Here is a 16,334-nt window from a genome sequence, read left to right on the forward strand (position 1 = left end):
TCACGAAAAGGGACCATGAGCACAAATCTCCACCGCACCTGGAATCGGCCGGTTGCTCTGCTGACCGCGGCGATGATGTTCACCGGCGGCTGCGGCGTTCCCAGCGCCAAGCCTTACACGACGCCCACATCGCCGTACCCGACGCCCACATCCAGCGCTGGCACGATGTCGAGCAGCCCACCGCCGGGGCCAGTCAAGTACGCCTTCGCCACCTTCAAAAGCTGCCCGGAAATCCGGCAGAAGGTGCCCGATCTGCCGCCACCGTTGAAGCCAGAGCGCGCTGAGGGTCCAGATCGGTTCTCACAGACTTGCACTTTTACAACCTCGAAAGACGATGGCCCGTTCATCACCTTCCGAGTTGAGCTCTATGGAAACCAGCAAGACGTGTACGGCTTCCACTCCGGCGCCGAGCTCGCGAAAACGGGTTTCAACGTCAACGTGCCGTCAGGCACAGAAAAGGAGAGCAGCCTGGGCATCGGCTCGGAAGCCCGCTGGGCGGATCCTGGAGTAGGCGACAGCTGCAAATTGGAAGTTCTCGACGAGAACGCGGCGATGATCACGTCTTACAATTCTGGCAAGGAGGACAACGACCCACGAAGCGAGCAGTGCCGCGATGGCGCGCGCGACGTCGCTAAACAGATCTACGTTGCCGTACAGCCACAGTGATCCGTGCGAAATCGCCGCCAGCTCCAGACCAGGCGGCGAGGGCCGATCTCGTCCGTCGCTCACGGCTCGCTGCGGCGGGCCGAGAGCGCGACGGATGCTCAGATCAGTCCGCCCTTGCTGGCTTCGTAGACGGCTTCCGCGCGGGTGGAGACGCCGAGCTTGCGCATGATGTTGCGCACGTGGAACTTCACCGTCGTCTCGGAGATGTAGAGCTGGCCGCCGATGTGCCGGTTACTGGACCCGGTGGCCAGCAGGCGGAGCACACCCAGCTCGCGTTCGGTCAGTTCCGGTGCGGCGGACCGGTTGCTCATCGACTGCACCATCGCCGCGGCCGAGCGCGAATCGAACGCGCTCTCCTGCCGGGCCACCGCGCGGATCGCCCGGACCAGCTCGGTGGTGTCAACGTCTTTGACCACGTAGCCCCGTGCACCGCGGTGCACGGCGTCGACCACAAGCTTCTCGTCCAGGAAGGTCGTCAGCACCAGAACACCTAGGTCCTCGTGCTCCCCGGTCAACCGCTCGCACAGCGCCAGGCCCTCGGTGTCCTCGCCGGAGGACAGCTTCAGGTCCAGCAGCACCACCGCGGGCCGCGTCCGGCCGACCACCGCGATCGCCTCCGCCGCGGTGGTTGCCTCCCCCACCACTTCGAGGTCCTGCTCCCGTTCCAGCAGCGACCGCAACCCCTGCCGGACGATGGAGTGGTCGTCGACGATCACGATTCGGACCGGCCCCGGCGGCGCGCTGGCCGCGCCCTCGGACTGCCACCCGGCTTCCTCAGACATCGGCGTCCCCTTCCGCCAGCGGCATCGGCACCTCCAGCCTGATGAGCACCCCGCCCATCTGCGCCCTGCCGATGCTGAGCTCACCACCGAGTTCTTCGGCTCGGGCGGCCATATTCGCCAACCCCCGGTGGTGCCCGTTGAGATCGTTCGTGCGCGCCGCCCGCAGCGTTCGCCGCAGCTGCGCGGGATCCCCGGTGCCGTCGTCGGCGATCGACAGCACGATCCGGTCGGCCTCGTACTTCAGGTGCACCGACGCGCGGTCCGCGCCCGAGTGGGTCGCCGTGTTGAACAGGGCCTCCCCGGTCAGCCGCAGCAACGAATGCTCGGCCTCCCCCGGCAGCGGCACCGGCTTGCCTTCGATCCGCACCGCGACGTCGACGTAGGTGGGCAGGTGCACGTTGGACAGCCGTTCCAGCAGCACAGGCAGCGAGCCCGGGCCCTCGTCGGCGCCCCGGTGCAGCGCGTAGATCGACGACCGCAGCTGGGCGACCGCCTGCTGGGTAAGGTCCTTGGCCGCCTGGAGCCGCTCGGCGACCTGCCGCCCGTCGGCGCCCATTGCCGCCAGCTCCGCCCGGCACACCTCCACGGTCATGCCCGCGCTGAGCACGGCCTGGGTCACGCTGTCGTGCAGCTCCCGCGCGATGCGGTGCCGTTCCTCGTCGATAACCTGGCGCTGCATCGCCTCGGTCAGCCGGCGCTGGACCTCCTGCAGCTCGGCGTTGCGCTCGACGAGGTCCTTGGCTTGCCGGGAAGCCTCCTCGTTCAACTGTTCGGCGCGCCCCTTCAGCTGGGCGGCGGTGTGGAACAGGTAGGAGTTGTACAGCGCCACCGCGGCCTGGTTGGCCAACACCCGCAGGACCGCGAGGTCGGTCTCGGTGACCTCCACTCCCGCACCGGGCCGACCCACGACGCCGCCGACCGGTTCCTCGTCGAGCAGCATCGGCGCGCGCACCCGGCCCGGCCCGGCCTCGCCCGGCTCAAGCTCCCACGGGCGCTTGCGGATCACCTCCAGCTGCTCGCGGACCTCGCCGGGCAGATCGTCCTCCTGGTCGATCAGCTCGCCGTCGCGGGCGAACAGGAAACCCGGACGTATCCCGCGCAACGCCCCGTCGGCGACGGCCAGCAGCACCCACTCGGCTTGCAGGTGCTCGACGGCGGCCAGGACGACCGCCTCCACCAACGCGCGCGGTCCCTCCGCCGAGCGCACGACGGCGCGGGAGATCTCATCGAGCGCCTGCACGGCCACGGCCAGCCGCTCGGTGGAACGCCGATACTCGGGGTAGAACGACCGCTTGCTCGACCGCACCCCGGTGAGCTCACCGAGCGTCGTTTCCCCCGCGCGGACGCGGCCACTACCGGACACCGACCTCACATGGCCTTTCGGAACAGCGACTCGATCTCCTCCTGGGTGACCTGGCGCGGGTTGGTCGCGAGGCACGCGTCCTTCATCGTGGTCCTGGCCAGGTGTGCGACGTTGTGCTCGCCGACCCCGAGACAGGACAACCCGCGCGGGACGCCGACGGAGTCGGCCAGCTCGCGGACCCGATCGGCCAGCACCTCGGCGACCTCCGCCGCGGGTACGCGGTCGATGTCGATGCCCGCGGCGGCGGCCAGCGGCACGTAGCGGGTCGGGCTCTGTTCGGCGTTGAACCGGATCACGTGCGGCAGCAGGACCCCGTTGATCACGCCGTGCGGCGCATCGAGCAGCCCACCGACCTGGTGGCTCATGGCGTGGGTGGCGCCGAGAATCGCGTTGGTGAACGCCATCCCGGCCGCCAGCGATCCCTGCGCCATCGCGGTTCGCGGCTCCTGATCGGCCGGATCCAGCAGGGTCGGCAGCAGGTTTCTGGTCACCAGGTGCACGGCGTGCAGCGAGTGCTGATCGGTCAGGACGTTGTGCGCTAGCGAGACGTAGGACTCCATCGCGTGGGTGAGCGCGTCGAGACCGGTCGCCGCGTTCAGCCAGTCGGGCATGGTCGTCAGCAGCCGTGGATCGATGATCGAGATCTCGGGGACCAGCGTCCGGCTGATGATGGTCACCTTCGTCGCGCTAGTGGTGTCGGTGACCACGCAGAACTGGGACACATCTGCCCCGGTCCCCGAGGTCGACGGCACCATGACCAGCGGCGGGATGGGGCTCACGACCCGGTCGACGCCCTCGAAGTCCAGGATGTGCCCGCCGTTGGCGGACACGATGGCCACGCCCTTGGCCGCGTCGATGCAGGAGCCGCCGCCGACGGCGATGATCACGTCCGCGCCGGTCTGGACGTATTCGCAGTAGGCGGCCTGTATCTCGTGATCCTTCGGGTTCGGCGTCAGCTCGTGCCAGACGACCGGGTGCAGCCCCACCTCGCGCAGGTGACCCACTGCCTCGTGCACCCAGCCCGCCTCCACGATGCCCGGGTCGGTCACCAGGAAGGGACGACGCGCGCCGAGCCGCCGAGCCGAGTGACCCAGCTCGGCCAGGGAATCGTGGCCGAACACGATCTCCGGCGCGTGGAACTTCGCCAGGGCCGGACGCGGTGCGCCGACTTCGCTGCGGGTGGGTTGGCGTGGCACGCCCACATGTTCGAATGCGATTTCCAGCTCCGGCATTCTCGTGGTCCTCCCGACTCACCATTGAGCCTCGCCCGCGAACGAGCCCGGCCGGTGTGCCGCGGCGGCTGCAAGCAGACCAGAAGCATGACTGTGGCGTAAACCACAGGTGAACCTACAGCCGGGGACTCTACCTCGGAACTGCCCAGATGAGCACCCCTGACCTGGCCGATCGGACAGGTACGTTAACCCACTTCTTCCAGCAGCAGGCGCAGCCGGGTTTCGAGCACGTTGCGCTGCGGAGCCTCCGGCGGCAGCAGATCCCGTGCTCTTTCCAGCACTTCCAGATCCACACGCCCCGCATCGGTGTTGGCGAAGCGCCAGAGCAGTTCTGGGTCCCCGGTGCCCAGTGCGCAGCCGCGCAGCGACGCCGAGAGCTCGTCGCGTTCGGCGCGGATCGCGGGGGACTCCGAGTGCGGCAGCAGAAGTCCGGCGCGGTCCACGGCGGCGTCGGCGTCGCTTCGGCGCAGCGCCTCGCGGACGGCGTGCAGGTCGCTGTCCACGTCCGCGGCGATGCGGTACGGCCTGGTTTTGACCACGTTCTGGCCGAGGGCATTGCGGATGCGGTGGATCTCCACCCGGACCGTGGTGGGGTTTCCCTGCTCCCCGTGCAGCAACAGCGCGAGCCGTTCCGCGGTCAGGCCGCCGGGGTTCATCGCCAGCAGCGCGAGGATCTCGGCGTGCCGCAGGCTCAGCTCATGCCGCACACCGTCCACTGTGGCCGTTGGGACCACGTCGCCGAGCAGGTGCAACGACAACTGCGGCTTGCGAAGGGGCCGGGGTGGTGCCACGCGCAGCAGATAGCCGCCGTCGAGCGGTTCGAGCTCGGCGTGTTCACCGCCGTCCAACCGGACCGTTCCGCTCTCGTCGAGGCCGATCCGCTGCCCCGGCACGAACCCGGTCGAGGCGGCGCTCGCGATGACCCGCCCGCTGGAGCTCAGCAGCGCCGCAGCCCGGCCGGACCCGGCGAGATGGTGCGCGTTGCGCCCCCGGAATAAGTCGTCCGAGGCGGCCAGGCGCCAGCGAAGTTCGCTTTCGACCAGCCGCGCACTGGCCACCACGAGCGCGAGCAGCGCCGGGTGCATCGTGTGTAGCGGGCCGCTGAGGTCGACCGCGCCGAGCAGCGCGCCCGTATCGGGATCGCGGACCGGACAGGCGGCGCAGGTCCAGGAGTGGTAGTTCCGCACGAGGTGCTCGGCGGAGTGGATCTGCACGGGAGCTCCGGTGGCGAGCGTGGTGCCCATCGCGTTGGTGCCGACCGCGCTTTCGGCCCACCGGGTGCCTTCGGCGAGCTGGACCCGGTCGGCGTCGCGGCAGACCTGGGGATGTCCCTGTCGCCAGAGTATGTTGCCGTCGGCATCGGTGACGATCATGACGTGGCTGGTGCCGTCGGCCGCCTCGAGCAGCGTCTGGCGCAGCATCGGCACCCAGCGCGCCAGCGGGTGCGCCTGCCGGACGTCGTCGAGCCGGTCGTGGTCGAATGCCAGCGGCGGTTGCCGGAGATCGGGGTCGATCCGGGCCTCCAGGCAACGTCGCCAGGATTCGAAGACGACGGGACGCGGCTCGTGCGAGACCCGGTCGCCGGACAGCACGGCAGCATGCGTCCGCTCAAGGAGCCGGGCTCGCTCGAGCGGGTCAACCGAGGTGTCGTAGCTGGTGCCCATTCGCCTGCGCAGGAGTGTCGAGAACGCGGGAACATCCGGTCGCCGAAAGGTTCATAGTGCGGGGTAACTCGGTTACAGGCAAGTGTCTCCCCGGTGCGGATCGTCCCCGTTGCAACGTCGTTGCAACGTCGCTGCTCCTAGCTTCTCGCCACACCAGAGCATGCTCGGCCCAGGTCACGACGGTCCGGGAAGGGCCGCACCAGCGCGAACGATGGTTCTGCAAGCGGCGCGGCTCCCGCGTGCTCACCGAAGAGAAACGGAAACGATTGGCTGGCGCGGGTCGAGGCGATCGGTCCGGTCGATGCTGTCGGCCAGCGGGTTGCCGCCGCGCTCGGAGCGAACAACGGCGCAACGTCGCCGCAACGTTGACCGCCATACGTTCGTCTAACCGGCTGACGGATCCGGGAAAGCCGCAAGCGAAGAAGGCGATCACGCCGTCGTACGATCGCGTCGAGAGGTCGGAAGTGGGCAAGCACTCGCATAGCACGTTGGACAATCTGCTCACCGAAAGCAGGACATTCCCGCCGTCTCAGGAGTTCTCGGCGCAGGCCAACGCCACGTCGGCGTTGTACACCGAGGCCGCGGCGGACCGGGAGGCGTTTTGGGCCAAGCAGGCCGAGCGGCTGGACTGGGACACCAAATGGGATCAGGTCCTGGACTGGTCGGACGCGCCGTTCGCGAAATGGTTCGTGGGCGGACGGCTCAACGTCGCCTACAACTGCGTGGACCGGCACGTGCAAGCCGGACATGGGGACCGGGTCGCCATCCACTGGGAAGGCGAACCAGGCGATTCACAGACGATCACCTACGCACAACTACAGCGAGAGGTCTGCCGCACCGCCAACGCACTGGCGGCACTGGGCGTGGGCGCCGGTGACCGGGTAGCCATCTACCTGCCGATGCTGCCCGAAGCGGTCTACTCGATGCTGGCCTGCGCCCGCCTGGGAGCACTGCACAGCGTGGTCTTCGGCGGATTCTCCGCCGAAGCCCTACGCACCAGGATCAACGACGCCGCCGCCAAGGTCGTCATCACCTGCGACGGGCAATACCGGCGCGGCAAAGCCATGCCACTCAAAGCCAATGTGGACGAAGCAGTCGCCCAGACCCCCAGCGTGGAACACGTCATCGTGGTCAAACGCACCAACACCGACGTCGCCTTCGACCACACCCGGGACAAATGGTGGGACGAGGCCAGGGCCGGCCAGCCCGACACCCACACCCCCCAGGCCTTCGACTCCGAACACCCCCTGTTCATCCTCTACACCTCGGGCACCACCGGCAAACCCAAAGGCATCCTGCACACCTCCGGCGGATACCTCACCCAGGCCGCCTACACCCACCACACCGTCTTCGACCTCAAACCCGACTCCGACACCTACTGGTGCACCGCCGACATCGGCTGGGTCACCGGCCACACCTACATCGTCTACGGCCCCCTGGCCAACGGCGCCACCCAAGTGATCTACGAAGGCACCCCCAACACCCCACACGAAGGCCGCCACTGGGAAATCGTCCAGAAATACGGGGTCACGATCTACTACACCGCACCCACCACCATCCGCACCTTCATGAAATGGGGCTCCCAGATCCCCGCCCACTACGACCTGTCCTCACTACGGCTGCTGGGCAGCGTGGGCGAACCCATCAACCCCGAAGCCTGGATCTGGTACCGCCACAACATCGGCGGCGACCGCACCCCCGTCGTGGACACCTGGTGGCAGACCGAGACCGGCTCCATCATGATCTCCCCCCTACCCGGCGTCACCCCCACCAAACCCGGCTCCGCCCAACAACCCCTACCGGGAATCTCGGCCAAGATCGTCGACGAGACCGGCACCCCGGTCGGCCATGGCAACGGCGGCCTGCTGGTACTCGACGAGCCCTGGCCGGCGATGCTGCGCGGCATCTGGGGCGACCAGCAACGCTACCGGGACACCTACTGGTCGAAATTCGCCGACCTGGGCTTCTACTTCGCCGGCGACGGCGCCAAATACGACGACGACGGCGACATCTGGCTCCTGGGCCGGGTCGATGACGTCATGAACATCTCCGGACACCGCATCTCCACCACCGAGGTCGAATCCGCCCTGGTCTCCCACCCCAACGTCGCCGAGGCCGCCGTGGTCGGCGCCTCCGACCCCACCACCGGCCAGGGCATCGTCGCCTTCGTCATCCTGCGCGGCGGCACCGACGACACCGCCTCCGGCCAGACCGCCCTCAAACAACTACGCGAACACGTCTCCCACGAAATCGGGCCCATCGCCAAACCCCGCCAGATCATGGTCGTGCCCGAACTACCCAAGACCCGCTCCGGCAAGATCATGCGACGACTGCTGCGCGACGTCGCCGAAAACCGCGAAATCGGCGACGTCACCACCCTCGCCGACTCCTCGGTCATGGACCTCATCTCCAAAGGCCTCAGCAAAACCACCGAAGACTGAGCAGAGCCGACCAGACCCCGGCAAGCCGACGCATCCCATCGCCGTCCGCGACCTGCCGGGCGGTAACCACGCGCCCGCTGTGTGCCGTTTTCGCTCGTGCAACAGCGGATTCAGGCTTTCTCCTCGGTCCCGCCAGCACCCATCCCGTTGACAGCGCGGAACTGACCGTTCGGAGAGCTCCCCCCGGCGTCGCCGACGGTTACAAAGGATTCCTGGTTCCGCAGCGCCAAGCCAGGAAGAACGTCCAACGGATCGCTAGCCGATTCGCGAATCTACAAGCACCACTAGGAGTTTCCATGAAAGCCGCAGTCGTCCACGACTTCGCGAAGGAGCTGACCATCAAGGACGTTCCCAAGCCCGAGCCGGGGCCGGGAGAGGTCCTGGTGAAGATCGAAACGTCCGGCCTGTGCCACACCGACATCCACGCGGCGCACGGGGACTGGCCGGTCAAGCCCAAGCTCCCGCTCATCCCCGGGCACGAGGGCGTCGGTATCGTGGCGGGCGTCGGCCCGGAGGTCACCGAAGTGGCCGAGGGCGATCGGGTGGCGATTCCGTGGCTGGGGATCGCCTGCGGCGTCTGCGGCTACTGCACCAGCGGCTGGGAAACCCTGTGCGAGACGCAACTCAACACCGGCTACTCCATCGACGGCGGGTACGCCGAGTACGCCAAGGCGTCGGCGAAGTACGTCGCCAAGGTCCCGGAAGGGGTGGACCCGCTGGATGCGGCGCCGCTGACCTGCGCCGGGGTGACGACCTACAAGGCCGTGAAGCTCTCCGGAGCCCGTCCCGCGTCCACGGTCGCCGTGTTCGGCATCGGCGGGCTCGGGCACCTGGCGCTGCAATACGCCAAGATCTTCGGCGCACGGGTAGTGGCGGTGGACGTGGTCGACGAAAAGCTCGAACTCGCTCGGGAACTCGGGGCCGACCACACCGTCAACGCGCTCACCGAGGATCCCGTGCAGGCGATCAAGGACCTCGGCGGCGCCGACGCCGCGATCTCGGTCGCAGTGGCGCCGTCCGCGTTCGAGCAGGCGTACCGCTCACTGCGCCGAGGCGGCAAGCTGGTCTTCGTCGCGCTGCCGGCGGACAACCACGTGCAGCTGCCGATCTTCGAGACCGTGCTCAACGGCATCACCATCGTCGGCTCGATCGTGGGCACCCGAGGTGACCTGGACGAGGTGTTCCGACTCCACCAGCAGGGCCGCACCAAGGTGATCCGGGAGGCCCGCGGCCTCGACGAGGTCAACGCCTGCTTCGAGGAGGTCAAGAAGGGCCAGGTCAAGGCCCGCCTGGTGTTCGACCTCCGCAGCTGACCCAAAGATCTACCGTGTTGGGGAGTCAAGCTCCCGACCAAAGCGGCGATTTCCATTGAAACCGCTACACGGTGCCCCGGTACGGCGTACCGGGGCATCGCTGTGTTCGCCGTCAGCAGTCGAAGTTCCCAGCCTTCACCGAGTATCGGAGAGCGGTAATGCCTGGTCAGGACATCTTTCCAGGAGCACCCCACGGGCCTTTGCGGGGGCTCGATGAGCGCGAAGGGGAGACGAACGTGTCATGTCGCCCATCGAGGGCGGGAAGCGCTATTCGGCCCAGGCTGAACTGACCTTCCTGCTTCGGGTGACCGAGGGGTGCATCAGGAAGTCCGCCCATCAGCTCATCACGGGAACCGTGACGGACGCTGATCTTCAGCTGCTCGTCAGCGACATGGAACGCATGATGCGGATACTCAAGGGCTACCTGGACGCGAAGAATCCCGCTGGGGGTTCGCAGTGATCGAAGCCTGTTCACACCGGGACCTAGCCACCACGGAGATCACCGAGACGTTCGCGTCCGTTCGGTGCACTGACTGCCTGGCCGGTCACCACCGCTGGACCTCAGTGCGAGCCGAGGCGTACGCCGCAATTCTCACGCGGTGGCATTGCGCCTGTTGGCACTGCCACTGCGACGCCAGGGAAGTCACCGTCGGCGTGAACGAACGTTACCGAAGCTGGCGGCTCCTCCGCCGAGTCCAACACGGGCTGGATCCGCTCTAAGGCACGGGCCGTTGTCGGTCGCGCTCCGGGCCGGAGCACCCCTCCCCCGACCCGGCACCGGTTCGTTCGCGGCCGGTTGGCATCTTGTCCTGTCACGCCAACCGGCCGCTTCCAAACCACGGCGCGTTTCGCACGAGATCGCCTATGCAGTCGGTGTGGACGGCGGGACCCGTAACAGGAACCACGCCACGCGACGACGCCGGAGCCACACGGCACCGAAGTACAAATCCGGTGCCACAAGGCGGATTTCGTCACGCACGGCCCGTGCGACGAACGATGTCCTAGAGTAGTCGATGACGATGCATTCCCGTCCATCCAGCCAGCTCAACCCGGGACCGACCGTGGCACGAACGGCGCGCAGGTCGAAGGGGCCGACACGGTTGGTCAACGCTCTGCCGTCCCGATCGAAAACCTTGCCCTGCCACGCGAACAGGTGGACCAGCCGTGCGAGGACGATGGTTGCGCGAGTCCCCGGCGTGATGATGGCGGTTCCCCGGGTCGGCCCGCGGGGGATGTCTCCAGGAGGGCTCGCCCGGAACAGGGCCTCCAGTTGGGTATTTCCCGCACCGAGCAAGTCGGTTTCGGTGAGATCTCGCCGCACCGTCATCCCACCTCTCCTGTGCGGTCGCCCGGCGCTCTCGGTTCGGCGATTTCAATCGACCGGGAGTCGCCACGGCTCGAAGGCGTTGTCGACCGAAGCCAGCGAGCTGCGCAGCTGCGGGTGGTGCCGGAGCAGGACGGTCTGCATCGAGTTGTCCGCGATCCAGTCCAGACCGGCCTGAGTGTAGACGGCCGGGGTGTAGTGCTCGGTGAGGAAGCGATCGCTGTTGAGGCGACGCGACGCCATCAGCACGAAGATGCGGAAAGCCGTGTCGCTGAAGGCGAAACCCGTGGGTCGTGGCTCGGCGAACATGCCGACGCTCAGGTCGACCTGCTCGACGTCTCCGCCGTAGACATCGCGGATTTCTGCTGCCCATTCCGGATTGTCGGTCAGTGCCTCGAAGTTCGAGGCCGGTGCCAGGTGCAGCAGCCTGCGGAAATCGTTGTAGCGCGGCACGCCGAGTTCTCGGGAGCGCAGGATGTCGGTGGCCCCGAGGTCCTGCAGGTGTCCGTCCGGCCTTTCGAACTCCTGGAGGAACCTGGGGAAGTTGTGCAGCGTCACCAGTCCCGGCGATAGCGTGCCGAAAGAGTAGAGCAGGTCGGCCATCGGTATGCTCTGCAAGATCTCCAGTGCGCGCGGCCCCGCCAGCTCGCCGAAGTCGCAATCGCGCACTCCCGAATCGTCCGCCGCCGAGCGCAACGCCCAGTGATCGCGGATCATCGGGTGCATCCGGTACACGGCGACGAACTCCTCGGTGAGGGCGTAGGGCACGCCGTAGTGGTCGGTTTTTCCGCCGGGAATTCCGCTGAGGACCTCGCTGTCGCCGAATCGTCCGAAGGCGCGGTGCAGGTGCTCCCCGGCGATCCCGAACCAGTTGGCCCGCAGTGCGGCCTTGGTCGTCGGGTGGCTGATCACCGCCGGAGTCCATTCCACGGTATGGATCTTCGCGAGCAGCGCGGCGTTGATAAGCCGGGCACGCTGGAAAAGCTCCTCGTCGTCCCAGAAGGGGTACTCGGCGTGCAACCGATCGCAAATCGCGTTGTGCTCGTGGGTGAAAAGGGTCCGCATCATTTCGGTGCCGAGCCAGAATCCCGGTACCCGAGACGGATCCTTGGCTGGATCTTCCGGCAGCGGAAGCAGCCCGTTGTCGAGCACGTGCAGCCGGCCGCCCACGCCGGTGCGGAGGAACTTCTGGTCGTCGATGTTCGTGCCGTAGACCTGCGAGCCGTCCCACCAGTGGGAAAGGACATTGACGCGCGTCTGCGGCAGATCTGGTCGGTCCGGTGGCCGAGTCGGGTCGTCCGGTGTTCGCATGATGCGCATGGGCCGTTCCGGCCACGGGTCGTCTTCGGCCAGCGTCACCGTCCACGGGTTCTCCGTGGGGCTTGTCCCGTGACTGAACCAGTCCCGGATCATGAACTGCAGCCAGGCCGCGACGAGTGAATTCACCGATGTGGCGGGGCTGAATTCGGTCCGGGTCAGCAGCGCACGGCTGACCTCGCGCGGATTCGGTGTCATGATCGCGGATTCGGTGGCCGCCGGGATGCGGTCCAGCGGGATGTTGCGGCCGAACCGCGATCCGGCCATGCCCATGTCGGGCTGGTGCAGGTCGTTGTAGCTGCCGTCCGCGGTGCGGTTGACCTTATGGCGTGGTCTTGGAGGCTCCAGCTGCGGCTTGTTCACCGCCGGCAGGTGCGAGGTGTCATGGAGATTCTGTTGCCGGAGCTTGGTGCGCAATCCGATGAGATCCAGGAGGCCCAACGGGACAGGCAGCCTGTCCCAGCCGATCATCCGATCGACGACTTGGGCCACTGCTGTGTAGAACCGCCACAATGGCGTCCTGCGGTAGCTTGCCGCGTGCGGGTGCGTCGGTCCGGATGTGGACGGCGCGACGTCCTCGGTCCTCGGCTCGCTGTGCGTGCGTTTGGCCATCGTTTTCCCCGTAATGTGCCGTTTGTTTGCCGTCGAGCGGGCACTCCGTTCACCGGCGGCGTCATGGCTTCGACCGGAGCGCGCTGAGCGCCAGAGCGACGTTTCCGGTCGAGATCAACGCCAGCAGGGCGGCGGTTCGCCTCGATATCCGGCGTTGAATGGCCAGCAGCGTCACGGTCGCCACATCGCAGGAGTGGATGACGACACCCTCGCGGAGCGACTGTTGCGCTTCGTCCCCGTGGCTCAGGAACAGGTCAAGACCCAGCAGCACGGTCCGGATCCCAAAGAGCCGGAACGCGTAGATCGCCGCCGGGCTCGGCTCGCGTTTGCCCTCGATTCGCCTGATCAACACCTGCGGAGCAACCAGACCGGCAACGCCGTTCGCCAGCCGCACACTCGCGAGCAGGTAGCGCGCATTGTCGCGACATCTCCGGTACCGAACCATCGTCCCCCCGCTTGCCCCGCACGATGACCGCACAGCCATCGTCCGGGAGCCTCGGCGCGGGTGAAATAGACCTCGGGGTTCAAATCCGGTTCAGCTCCCCCGACCACATGGCGCACCCCGGGTAGCCCGCGACCGGTGACTACCGGTACTCGTGAGTGCTATAACGCGTTGCGGTCTCCGTCGAGCCATTGTGGTCCGCTGTCGGCAAATGGCGATGGCGGCTGGCTGTCTCGCCAGCGGTGGACCGTGCCCACGTCGATGTCGAACTGGTCCAGGACCCGGCCGACCGTGTGGTCGACCAGTTCGTCCAGCGTCTTCGGCTTGGCGTAGAACGCGGGCACCGGTGGTGCGATCACGGCGCCGAGTTCGCTGAGTTCGGTCATGGTCCGCAGGTGGTTGCGATGCAGTGGCGTTTCCCGCACCATCAGCACCAGCTTGCGCCGTTCCTTGAGCACCACGTCGGCCGCCCGGGCCAGCAGGCTACCGGTGGTGCCCGAGGCTATCTCGGACATCGACTTGACCGAGCATGGCGCCACGATCATGCCCATCGTGCGCAACGATCCGCTCGCGATGGCCGCGCCGACATCGTTGTTGGGGTAGCAGACATCCGCGAGCGCTTGCACCGCGGCGAAAGATAAGTCCGTCTCGTAGGCCAAGGTCATCCGGGCGGCTTTCGAGACGACGAGGTGCGTCTCCACTGGCGTGTCCCGCAATAGCTCCAGCAACCGGACGCCGTACACCACGCCGGAAGCACCGGAGATCCCCACGACAAGCCTTGGCTTGTGCTCATAGTTCGACATTGGTGCCCTTCACGACAGGCTCTTCCGAATAGGACATCGCGGCGTTGCGCAGCGCGGTGAGTTTGCGGCTGAGCACGTCGATGAACAGGAACTCGGCGGCGGACATCGGTCGACGCCGATCCCGCACGCAGATCATCCTGCGGTGGATTCCGGGCGCGGCCAGCGAGTGAACGCGCAGTCCCCCGTCGGCCACGCCCCGCTGGACCAGCGTCACGGGCAGGATCGACACCCAGTCGGTACGCCGCAGGAAGTTCTCGATCACCGACAGGTCGTCCAGCTCAAGTCGCGGACGCAGTTCGATCGAGTGGCCGCGCAGCACGTCCTCGATGACGATGCGAAGCCCGTGTCTGCGGGACGGCAGCACCAGCTTGAGTCCGCTGAGCGCATAGAGCGGCACGGGGTTCTCGGTCGGCAGCCGCGTCTGTGCCCCGAGGGCGACCATCAGTTCCTCGTTGACGATCTCCCGGCAATGCAGATCGTCCTGGCTGAAGTTCTGGTTGATGACCGCGCAGTCCAGTGCGCCGCTGCGCACCGCGTTGACCAGTTCCATGCTGAAGCCCGAGGTCACGTGGATCTCGACCTCCGGATGCTGGTCGACGAAGTACGCGAGCGTGCTGGACAGCGCATCGTTGGTCGCCGACGCGATGAGTCCCACCCGGACCTGGCCGCTGATCTGGCCGCGGTTGCCCATCAGCGCCTGTCGCGCGTCGGCGATCTGGTCGAGCAGCGGGGCGAAGAGCTGGTATGCCTCCTCCCCCGCCTGCGTCGGTGTCATGCCCTTGGGGCCGCGCTCGAACAGCGTCTGGCCGAGCTCGCTTTCCAGCTTGGCGATCTGGGACGACACCGCGGGCTGGACGATGTTGAGCCGCTGCGCGGCGCGGGTCATCGTGCCCTCGCGGTAGAGGCAGACGAAGTACGTCAGTTGGCGCAGTTCGACGATGGCCTCCCTTCGGTCGGCGCCGGAGCCACTCGGCTCACCGGCACGCTGCCTGCCAGTCCACTGGTGCCGGACCGGTCAATTCCTCGATGTCGAGGTCCGTCTCGCCGGGCACCCGGATTCTGGTGAACCGCATGCCGGTCGCCCCGGGCGGGACGGTCGCATCGAGCCCCATCTTCGCCCCGATACCGTCCGTGGTGGAAGGATCGAGTTTGGAACCCTGCGTGCCGGGCACCACCACCAGGTCGCGGTCGGCCTGGAACCGGGTGGCGACCGCCCACTCGACCTCCGCCGGGTCGAACACGTCGACGTCGGAGTCGACCACCGTCACGTGTTTGATGTCGTAGTGCGTCCCCAGCGCACCGAGGATGACATTCTTGACCTCGCCCGGTGCGGGCCGATGCACCTGCACGTACAAGTGGTAACGGCAGACGCCACCCTGCGGCAGATGCACGGCCCGCACGCACGGGAAGGTGCTTCGCAGGTGCGACAGGAAGGAGCCTTCCCGTGGGATGCAGCCAAGCAGCAGGTGTTCCAGTCCGCCGCCGACGATCGTGTGGTAGAGCGGCGATTGCCGATGAGTCACGGCGGAGAGCTCGATGACGTGCCGTTCGGCTCGTTCGCCGTAGTACTGCGGGAATTCGCCGAACGGGCCCTCCGGTTCACGCACCCTGGCCAGCAACCGGCCCTCCAGGACGATCTCGGCGTTGGCCGGGACGCGCACGTCATTCGTCACGCACTTGACCACCGGCAACGGGGCGCCGCGCAGGGCGCCGGCGATCTCCAGTTCGTCGTGGTCGATCGGCACCGCGGCCTGCGACGCCATCAGGGTGAGCGGGTCGACGCCGATGACGATCGCGATGTCGAGGTCCGCGCCCGCGGCCTCGTTCTCCTGGAAGAACGCGAGGGTGTGCCGGGGAAGCAGCAGTGCGCCCAGTCGGTTCGGGCCGCTGATCTGCAAGCGATGGATCGACACGTTCTGCACGCCGGTGTCCCGGCGCCTGGCGATCAGCAGTCCGGCGGTGATGTAGGCGCCGTGATCGTGTTCGTTGTGGGTGGGTATCGGCAGCAGTTCCGCCAGGTCCACCTCGTGGTGCATCACCTCTTGACATGACGCGTCCGCAGTGGATTCGACGGTAGGGATCGGATTCCGGCACGCGTCCTGGAACCGCTCCACGAGTTCGCCCTCGCCGACGCCCAGGGCCTCGGCCATCCACGCCCGCTGCGACAGCAGCCCGGACACGACCGGTACCGGGTGCCCGTCCGGTTTCGGGAACAGCGACGCGCTGGTGCCATCGAGCCGGTTGGCGATACCGGCGACTTCGAAGCGCAACCGGGCACCCGGCCGCGCCAGCGAAAGCCGCCCGGTGGCCTGCAATCGGGCCAGCCACGTCCTGAGGTCCGCACCGACCGGCAGCGCCGCGTCTGTAGATCCCAT

14 protein-coding genes are annotated in these 16,334 nt (G+C 67.3%); 4 read left to right on the plus strand and 10 right to left on the minus strand.

Annotation, left to right across the window (positions count from 1 at the left end; all coding sequences use genetic code 11):
- Positions 1-15: 15 nt before the first annotated feature.
- Positions 16-666 carry a hypothetical protein gene (locus BJ970_RS31140; RefSeq protein WP_184730865.1) on the plus strand — a complete coding sequence of 217 codons (651 nt, stop codon included), beginning with the start codon at positions 16-18 and terminating at the stop codon, positions 664-666.
- 98 nt (positions 667-764) lie between these two features.
- Here BJ970_RS31140 and BJ970_RS31145 read toward each other — a convergent pair whose 3' ends face one another.
- The 4 genes from BJ970_RS31145 to BJ970_RS31160 all read right to left on the minus strand — a co-directional run bounded on the left by BJ970_RS31145 (position 765) and on the right by BJ970_RS31160 (position 5,707).
- Entirely contained in the window at positions 765-1,448 is a 684-nt protein-coding gene (locus tag BJ970_RS31145; protein ID WP_184730867.1) for a MadR family response regulator transcription factor, read from the minus strand.
- Complete coding sequence (locus BJ970_RS31150; RefSeq protein WP_184730869.1) at positions 1,441-2,811, minus strand: MadS family sensor histidine kinase; 1,371 nt, start codon at positions 2,809-2,811, stop codon at positions 1,441-1,443. Before BJ970_RS31150 ends, BJ970_RS31145 begins: the two co-directional genes overlap by 8 nt.
- A gap of 5 nt (positions 2,812-2,816) precedes the next feature.
- Positions 2,817-4,043, minus strand: coding sequence for an iron-containing alcohol dehydrogenase (locus BJ970_RS31155; RefSeq protein ID WP_184730871.1), 1,227 nt, complete (start codon positions 4,041-4,043; stop codon positions 2,817-2,819).
- Positions 4,044-4,228: 185 nt separating this feature from the next.
- Positions 4,229-5,707, minus strand: coding sequence for a GAF domain-containing protein (locus tag BJ970_RS31160; protein ID WP_184730873.1), 1,479 nt, complete (start codon positions 5,705-5,707; stop codon positions 4,229-4,231).
- Between the two features lie 488 nt (positions 5,708-6,195).
- Here BJ970_RS31160 and acs point away from each other — a divergent pair, with 488 nt between their 5' ends.
- The 3 genes from acs to BJ970_RS31175 all read left to right on the plus strand — a co-directional run bounded on the left by acs (position 6,196) and on the right by BJ970_RS31175 (position 9,921).
- Positions 6,196-8,148 carry an acetate--CoA ligase gene (gene acs, locus BJ970_RS31165; RefSeq protein ID WP_221468325.1) on the plus strand — a complete coding sequence of 651 codons (1,953 nt, stop codon included), beginning with the start codon at positions 6,196-6,198 and terminating at the stop codon, positions 8,146-8,148.
- 296 nt (positions 8,149-8,444) lie between these two features.
- On the plus strand, positions 8,445-9,461 hold the full coding sequence (gene adhP, locus BJ970_RS31170; RefSeq protein ID WP_184730877.1) for an alcohol dehydrogenase AdhP: 1,017 nt from the start codon (positions 8,445-8,447) through the stop codon (positions 9,459-9,461).
- A 241-nt stretch (positions 9,462-9,702) separates the two neighbouring features.
- Entirely contained in the window at positions 9,703-9,921 is a 219-nt protein-coding gene (locus BJ970_RS31175; protein ID WP_184730879.1) for a hypothetical protein, read from the plus strand.
- Between the two features lie 402 nt (positions 9,922-10,323).
- On the opposite strand, the gene BJ970_RS31180 is transcribed toward BJ970_RS31175, so the two are convergent.
- The 6 genes from BJ970_RS31180 to BJ970_RS31205 form a co-directional block, all read right to left on the minus strand.
- Entirely contained in the window at positions 10,324-10,788 is a 465-nt protein-coding gene (locus BJ970_RS31180) for a hypothetical protein (protein WP_184730881.1), read from the minus strand.
- A gap of 45 nt (positions 10,789-10,833) precedes the next feature.
- On the minus strand, positions 10,834-12,714 hold the full coding sequence (locus BJ970_RS31185) for a peroxidase family protein (protein WP_184730883.1): 1,881 nt from the start codon (positions 12,712-12,714) through the stop codon (positions 10,834-10,836).
- Positions 12,715-12,775: 61 nt separating this feature from the next.
- A complete protein-coding gene (locus BJ970_RS31190) occupies positions 12,776-13,159 on the minus strand; it encodes a hypothetical protein (protein WP_184730885.1) in 384 nt (127 codons plus the stop codon).
- 158 nt (positions 13,160-13,317) lie between these two features.
- Positions 13,318-13,959 carry a UbiX family flavin prenyltransferase gene (locus tag BJ970_RS31195; protein WP_184730887.1) on the minus strand — a complete coding sequence of 214 codons (642 nt, stop codon included), beginning with the start codon at positions 13,957-13,959 and terminating at the stop codon, positions 13,318-13,320.
- On the minus strand, positions 13,946-14,899 hold the full coding sequence (locus BJ970_RS31200) for a LysR family transcriptional regulator (protein ID WP_312864629.1): 954 nt from the start codon (positions 14,897-14,899) through the stop codon (positions 13,946-13,948). The genes BJ970_RS31195 and BJ970_RS31200 overlap by 14 nt, the downstream gene beginning before the upstream one ends.
- 34 nt (positions 14,900-14,933) lie before the next feature.
- Positions 14,934-16,334, minus strand: a complete 1,401-nt coding sequence (locus tag BJ970_RS31205; protein ID WP_184730892.1) for a UbiD family decarboxylase — start codon at positions 16,332-16,334, stop codon at positions 14,934-14,936.

Origin of the sequence: Saccharopolyspora phatthalungensis (genome assembly GCF_014203395.1) — a bacterium.
Taxonomy (GTDB): domain Bacteria; phylum Actinomycetota; class Actinomycetes; order Mycobacteriales; family Pseudonocardiaceae; genus Saccharopolyspora; species Saccharopolyspora phatthalungensis.